Raw genomic sequence first — 6,045 nt, 5'->3', positions numbered from 1 at the left:
CACCCCACCCGCCTCCACCGCCCGACCGCCCGGGACACGGCCTGCTCGGCATGCGCGAGCGCGTGTCCATGCTGGCCGGGGAGCTGACGGCGGGCGTGCGGCAGGACGGGGGCTACGCGGTGACGGTACGGCTGCCGCTCGGCGGGAGGGAGGTCAGGTGAGCATCCGGGTGCTGATCGCCGACGACCAGTCGATGGTGCGTGAGGCGTTCGTCGTCCTGCTGAACGCCCAGCCCGACATCGAGGTGGTGGGCGAGGCCGTCGACGGTGACGACGCGCTGGACAAGGCCGCCGCGCTGGAGCCCGACGTCGTGCTGATGGACGTGCGCATGCCGGGAACCGACGGACTGGAGGCCACCCGCCGCCTTGCCGGGCGCACGAAGGTGCTGATGCTGACCACGTTCGACCTGGACGAGTACGTCTACGAGGCGCTGCGCGCCGGCGCCAGCGGCTTCCTGCTGAAGAAGGCCACGGCACGCGAACTGGGCGAGGCCGTACGCGTCGTCGCGAACGGGGACGCCATGCTGGCGCCGTCCGTCACCCGGCGGCTGATCAGCGCCTTCGCCCGGTTCGGCCCGCCACGGCCGTACACCGGGGGGAGCCCCGGCCCGCTGACCCCGCGCGAGAGCGAGATCCTCACGCTCATCGCGCACGGCCTGTCCAACACCGAGATCGCCGACAACCTCGTCATCGCGGAGCAGACCGTGAAGACCCACGTCAGCAATATCCTGACGAAGATCGGGGTGCGCGATCGTACGCAGGCGGCGGTGTACGCGTTCCAGACCGGCCTGGTCACCCCCTACGGCGGAGCTAGATCCTACGATCCCCCCACAGCGCCATGACATGCCGGCGGCGGCGCTCGTAGGTTCGGGACACGATCACTGCCGCGAAAGGTCCGGTGACGTCCCCGTTGTCCAGAATCCCCGAGCTGCTGCATCGCACCCTTTTCCGCACCGTCTCCCTCCTCGGCCCGCGGGCTCAGGGGAAGGTGCTGCACCGGTACTTCGACTGGTGGCATCGGCGGCCCGACCCATGGTCGCTGGCCACGGACGCGTACGAGCGCCGCAAGTACCGGGTGACGCTCGACGAGCTGCCGGAGGGGACGTACGCGCGCATCCTGGAGGTGGGGTGTGCGGAGGGCGTCTTCACGCAGACGCTGGCGACGCTCTGGCCGGACGCCGTGATCACGGGACTGGACGTGTCGGAGCGGGCGCTGGCGCGGGCGAGGGAGCGCGCGGGCGGCGACGGCGGGCGGGTGCGGTTCGTCCACGCCGACCTGCTCCGCCACGAGGAGCGGGAGCCGTACGACCTCGTGTTCTGCGCGGAGACCCTCTACTACATCGGCCGCGGCGACAGGTTGCGCAGGGCGTCGGAGCGGTTGCGCGCGTTGCTGGCGCCCGGGGGCGTGCTGGTCCTTGTGCATCCGTGGCCGGAGGCGGAGCGGCTGCACGGGTTCGTCGACGGGAACCCTACGGTCACGAAGGTGGCCGAGCGGGTGGAACGGGACGCTTCGCGTCCTTACGCCGTCTCGGTCTACCGGGCCGACTCCTCGCGGCCGACCGAGGCCGTACGTCCTGCTATAGACGGAGATATCACCTCTAAGTAGTCGGTTGATGACATAAAGTACTGTAGCGTTCACGTGTGGTCTCCGGCTCACGCACGATCGAGCGGCCCGGACGGAAGCGGTGGTTGACCCTTCTGGTCGGGCTCGTGCTGTGCGTGGGCGTGTGGCCCATGCCGTGGCAGCCGGCGCACGCCGCGTCGTTCGGCCACGGGGAGTCCGTCCACGTCGACCACGGTGACGGGCGGGACGACTCGTGCCCGCCGCGGCGTTCGGCGTTCAAGCGGCATGCGGGCAAGCCCGCCGGCGGCCGGTGCGCCGGCGGCGGGATTCTGGCGCCTCTCCCCTTCCCCGGTCGCGATCACGGGCCTCCGCGCGCCCGGTTCAAGTCGCCGCGACCGAAGCTCGTCACGCGCTGGCGTACGGGCGTCGACCGGCTCACCCACCTGGGCGTCTGGCGCATCTAGGCCGGCGGGAGCACATCCTGCCCGTCTTACGCGCCGATCCCAGGAGGCGATTTCCTCGTGCGCGAAACCGAGTCCTCTGTCGAAACCTGGTCATTCCAATGCCAGAACTGCCGCACCATCTGGCAGGACACCTACGAAGCCCGGCACCACGCGGACTTCGGCAGCGAGTTCATCATCTGGCGGCACCGCGGCGTCATCAGCATGCCGCCCTGGTTGCACGCCGGCTGCTCCACGTGCCCGGGGGCGTCCGTCAGGGTGATCCCGCTCGCGGGCAACGTGCCTTATCAGGGGCGCGCCGGCATGTGAGCGCGGCGGGGTGCACGGCGGGAAGGGCGTGCACCCCGCCGGATGACCGCTCCGCGTTGACAGGTTGTCCACAGGCTGTGCACATGCCCGTGCGGTGTGGACGAAGCTCCTGTCAGCCCGTTTCAGGGAGGCGATATCAGGTTGTTATACGCCCGACCCAGAGGGTGACGAACCATTGCATTGGGTGATAATGGCAGGTCGTACGGCATGCCTGGCGGATCGTCGGACCCGTTTCCGGCGACGTGACAGACAGAGGTCGTGGTAGGGCACTGCCGCCTGCGAGCCCGGCCAAGGATTACGAGGTGGCAGCGTTATCCACAGGAAGGGCCGGTTATCCACAGCCTTGGGACCGAGCTGTTCACTCGGCCCTCGCCTCCACCTGGTGGAGCACCTCGGCGATGGATCTCCTGGCGGCACGGATGCGCGCCGTCCGCGCCAGGTCGCGCCAGCCGAGCCGCATGCCCTCCGCGGCCAGCTCATCGAAAGCGGAGAACATCGCCAGCTTCTGCTGGACGATCTTGCCCCAGGCGTCGTCCTCGATGGTGTAGAAGACGTTGCGCTCCCCGGTCTTGCGGAACCGGCGGATGAGCCTGTGGGACGTCAGCAGGTGCAGGTTGGTCGTCAGCGACGCCCGGCTCGCCCCGATGGCCTCGGCGATGTCGGACGCGGTCTGCTCCGGCGGCTCGCACACCATGAGCCAGCCCAGGATGCGGCCGCTGATGGGCGCGAGCCCCCACTCCTCGGAGACGAACGCCGCCACCCGCTCGACCCAGGCGAGGACCCGCTCACGTCCAGGGCTGTCCTGCTCGGTCATGTCACCATTGTAACGTTAAGCAGCCATATGGGTACTTTCCGCTGTCAGTCCTCGGTCAGCCGGCCGCCGGCCGCCTGAGCTCTGGCCGCGCACCCGGACGTGCTCCTCGTCGCGGACGACCACGGCTCCGGCTGCACCGACCTGCCGCCGCACCGCTGGGTCAGCCATCTGCCGCAGCGCGCCGTCACCCACCTCTGGCGCACGGAGGCGGCCGACACAGACGCGATGGCCGCGGCGTACGCGCGCCGGCGGGACGGCCTGGTGGAGGCACTGGCCGCGCGGCGTCACCGCGCACGGCGCGCCGCCACGCCGGGGCTGGACGAGATCGACGCACTCGCCGCCGCCCTGCGCCTCGCCTCCACCGGCCGATACGGTTAGCCGAGCAACCCCTCCCCGATCCACCCGCCGGGCGCGCAACCCGGCGGGATGGCGAAGACAGCCGAGCCGATCGCGGTGACCCACTCGTTGAGCAGGTCGCCCTCGGCCAGCCGCCGCTGGATGGGCACGAACTGTCGCGCGATGTCCGCCTGGAAGGAGGCGAACAGCAGCCCGGAGTCCGACTCGCCGTCCTCGGTCAAACCCTCGTCGTAGTTGTACGGCCGCCGCAGGATGCGCTGCGCCGGATCCGTCACGTGGGCCCGCCTGATGTGGGCGTACTCGGAGATGAACGGGAAGCCCAGGTGGTTCTTCCGCTCGAAGTCGGGATCGTCGCGCTCAGCCCGGCCCGTCAGAGGAGCGCCGGTGTCGAGCCGCCGGCCGATGGTGAACTCCCTGGCCACGCGGTCGGCAGCGTCCCACGTCTCCAGGTGCATGCGGATCCTGCGCAACACCATCGTGGTGCCGCCGCGCATCCCGTCAGCGCCGATCCAGACGGCCTGGTCCAGGTCGGTCGGGTTCACGGTGCCGTCGACCTGACCCATCAGGTTGCGCTGCGTCGTCCCCTTGGCCCCGCCGCGGAAACCGCGCTGGGTCCAGCGCACGCGGGCAAACGACCGGGCGTCCTTGACGAGCATCCGTACGGCGTGCGCGACGGTCAGACCGTCGTCGGCGCACACCTGAACGAGCAGGTCACCGCCGCTCCACCGTTTGTCCAGCTTGTCCGTCTCGAACGCGGGCAGCGGCCGTACCGGTGAATCCACCTTCGCCGCCTCGAACAGCCCTTCCCCGAACCCGAACGTGACCGTCAGCCCGGCCGGGTTCGCGGCGAGTTCGGGCTCGGTGTCGGCCAGGGCCGGCCGGCCCTGCGTGAGGCGGGCGGCGTCGTCGGTGAGCAGGCGCATCAGCCGTACGACGGCCTCCCCGCCGATGCCCTCGCGCAGGTCGAACCCGACGAACACGGCGTGCACCTGTGGCGGCGTCGCGACGCCCGCCTGGTGCGGGCCGTGGAACGGCTCCACCCTCGCCCGCTCGGCATGGGTGGGCGGCGCGGTCTCGTGGCGGGCGAAGGCGCCGGCCGCGGTGGCGGCGCCCCCGGCCAGCAGCCCTCTGCGGCTGATCACTCGTGCCCCGGCTGGTAGTCCTCCTCGCCGCCGGCGAAGTCCTTGCCGACGGCGCTGAACTCGAGAGGTTGCCCGCCCTTCACCTTGAGCGTGAACCGCACCTTCGCCCCGGGCTTCACCTCTTCGGTGACGCCCATCAGCATGATGTGGTCGCCGCCGGGCTGGAGCTGGTGCGTGCCGCGCGCGGGCACCACGAACCCGCCCTCCTTCGGCCGCATGACCATCTTGCCGCCGGAGTCGACGACCTCGTGCAGCTCGATGGTGGGCGACAGCGGCGACGTGCCGGACACGATGGTGACGTCGGTGTCGCCGTTGTTGACCAGCGTCCCGAAGGCCGCGGTCATCCCCTTCTTGACGGTTTTCACCCAGGGGTCGGTGATGGTGAGCCCCGTGGCCGCCGGCGAGGACGGCGCCGCCGCGGCGGCGGTCGTGGCGGCGGGAGCGGTCGCGGTGGTCGAGCCGCCGCCGCAACCGGCCAGCGCCACCATGGCGGCGAGCACGAGAGCATGACGGGAGAACATAAGCATGGCCTTTCTCCGCCCGGCATGCCGAAGCAGGCCTTGCCGGGCGTGGGTTGTCCGTAGGAAGGAACCGTCTCGCCGTGACCAGGAGGTCAGGCGGTGACAACCCGCGGTGGGCCTCTCCTGCTGACCACGTGGCGCAGCAGTGCCGGACGGAGCACCCGCGGCTCCGCCGTCCACAGGGGTGTGGAGAAAGGAGTCGTGAGCAGCGGCAGCCAGATGACCAGCAGCCGTACGACCAGGCGTCGCAGCAGCGACCAGAGCGCGGCCTCGCCGCGCGCCAGCCACAGCGCGGTCATGGCGACCGCCCAAGCGTGGGCGACGAGCATGCCGAGGCCGGGCACCAGCCCGGAATGGATGTGGCCGGCCATCTCGTGCGGCGTGGCCGCGTGCGACAACGAGAACAGTACGTGCAGGAAGACCTGCAGCGCGGTGAGCAGCGGCAGGATCACCGCGAACGAGCGCTCGCGCCCGGCCAGCGCGTACGCCGCCGCGAACGCCACCGCCAGCCCGCCCGCCATCGAGGGGGCCGGCACGGATGCGCCGCCGAGCACGTGAGCCGCCGCACCGAGGCCCAGGCAGACCACGGCGAACACCGTGGTGCGGGCGAGGCGGAGCGGCGCGGCCATACGATTAGCATTCCATGGGGTACGGGTGGTCCGCGCGGCACTCCTCGCTCCCCACACACACCGGCATAATTCACCTGATGCCGAAATTTCATGATCTGTCGGAATATGCGGCGACGATCGCCCCGGTCATCGACGCGGCCCACGTAAGCCTGCACGCGGAGGCGCTCCGATCGGTCAGCGACCTGGCCGAGTCGTCGAACCTGACCCCCGGCCTGCTCGTCGACCTGCGCTTCGCCCTCCCCCTACGCC

General features: G+C 70.7%; 9 protein-coding genes. 5 read left to right on the top strand and 4 right to left on the bottom strand.

The features are described from left to right. The first annotated feature begins 157 nt into the window (after nucleotides 1-157). The 4 genes from GUY59_RS45575 (at nucleotide 158) to GUY59_RS45560 (ending at nucleotide 2,333) form a co-directional block, all read left to right on the top strand. Entirely contained in the window at nucleotides 158-841 is a 684-nt protein-coding gene (locus GUY59_RS45575) for a response regulator (protein WP_132336712.1), read from the top strand. A gap of 56 nt (nucleotides 842-897) precedes the next feature. Next, the gene (locus tag GUY59_RS45570; protein WP_161715078.1) at nucleotides 898-1,605 is read left to right on the top strand and encodes a class I SAM-dependent methyltransferase; all 708 of its coding nucleotides are present in this window, start codon (nucleotides 898-900) and stop codon (nucleotides 1,603-1,605) included. Nucleotides 1,606-1,688: 83 nt separating this feature from the next. Beyond that, nucleotides 1,689-2,027 carry a hypothetical protein gene (locus tag GUY59_RS45565; protein WP_138208565.1) on the top strand — a complete coding sequence of 113 codons (339 nt, stop codon included), beginning with the start codon at nucleotides 1,689-1,691 and terminating at the stop codon, nucleotides 2,025-2,027. 57 nt (nucleotides 2,028-2,084) lie between these two features. Then, complete coding sequence (locus tag GUY59_RS45560) at nucleotides 2,085-2,333, top strand: hypothetical protein (RefSeq protein ID WP_138208566.1); 249 nt, start codon at nucleotides 2,085-2,087, stop codon at nucleotides 2,331-2,333. A 358-nt stretch (nucleotides 2,334-2,691) separates the two neighbouring features. Here the strand turns inward: GUY59_RS45560 and GUY59_RS45555 are convergent, their stop codons facing one another. Beyond that, entirely contained in the window at nucleotides 2,692-3,147 is a 456-nt protein-coding gene (locus GUY59_RS45555) for a GbsR/MarR family transcriptional regulator (RefSeq protein ID WP_138208567.1), read from the bottom strand. A 99-nt stretch (nucleotides 3,148-3,246) separates the two neighbouring features. Between GUY59_RS45555 and GUY59_RS45550 the strand changes: the two genes are divergently transcribed. Next, nucleotides 3,247-3,525, top strand: coding sequence for a hypothetical protein (locus tag GUY59_RS45550; protein WP_201762124.1), 279 nt, complete (start codon nucleotides 3,247-3,249; stop codon nucleotides 3,523-3,525). On the opposite strand, the gene GUY59_RS45545 is transcribed toward GUY59_RS45550, so the two are convergent. From GUY59_RS45545 to GUY59_RS45535, 3 genes are all read right to left on the bottom strand, one after another. Continuing rightward, entirely contained in the window at nucleotides 3,522-4,646 is a 1,125-nt protein-coding gene (locus GUY59_RS45545; RefSeq protein ID WP_212746362.1) for a Dyp-type peroxidase, read from the bottom strand. The genes GUY59_RS45550 and GUY59_RS45545 overlap by 4 nt on opposite strands. Then, nucleotides 4,643-5,173 carry a copper chaperone PCu(A)C gene (locus GUY59_RS45540; RefSeq protein WP_138208568.1) on the bottom strand — a complete coding sequence of 177 codons (531 nt, stop codon included), beginning with the start codon at nucleotides 5,171-5,173 and terminating at the stop codon, nucleotides 4,643-4,645. The genes GUY59_RS45545 and GUY59_RS45540 overlap by 4 nt, the downstream gene beginning before the upstream one ends. 86 nt (nucleotides 5,174-5,259) lie before the next feature. Beyond that, the gene (locus tag GUY59_RS45535) at nucleotides 5,260-5,796 is read right to left on the bottom strand and encodes an MFS transporter (protein ID WP_138208569.1); all 537 of its coding nucleotides are present in this window, start codon (nucleotides 5,794-5,796) and stop codon (nucleotides 5,260-5,262) included. Nucleotides 5,797-6,045 lie beyond the last annotated feature (249 nt).

Source organism: Nonomuraea sp. K271, from assembly GCF_009908215.1.
Lineage (GTDB): Bacteria > Actinomycetota > Actinomycetes > Streptosporangiales > Streptosporangiaceae > Nonomuraea > Nonomuraea longispora.
Note: the sequence above shows the minus strand (reverse complement) of the source record. Positions and strands in the feature narration are given on the sequence as shown.

What these genes read in the sequence shown, in the direction of transcription:
- GUY59_RS45535 (WP_138208569.1), bottom strand. Translation starts at nt 5,796, where the DNA reads ATGGCCGCGCCGCTCCGCCTCGCCCGCACCACGGTGTTCGCCGTGGTC.
- GUY59_RS45555 (WP_138208567.1), bottom strand. Translation starts at nt 3,147, where the DNA reads ATGACCGAGCAGGACAGCCCTGGACGTGAGCGGGTCCTCGCCTGGGTC.
- GUY59_RS45540 (WP_138208568.1), bottom strand. Translation starts at nt 5,173, where the DNA reads ATGCTTATGTTCTCCCGTCATGCTCTCGTGCTCGCCGCCATGGTGGCG.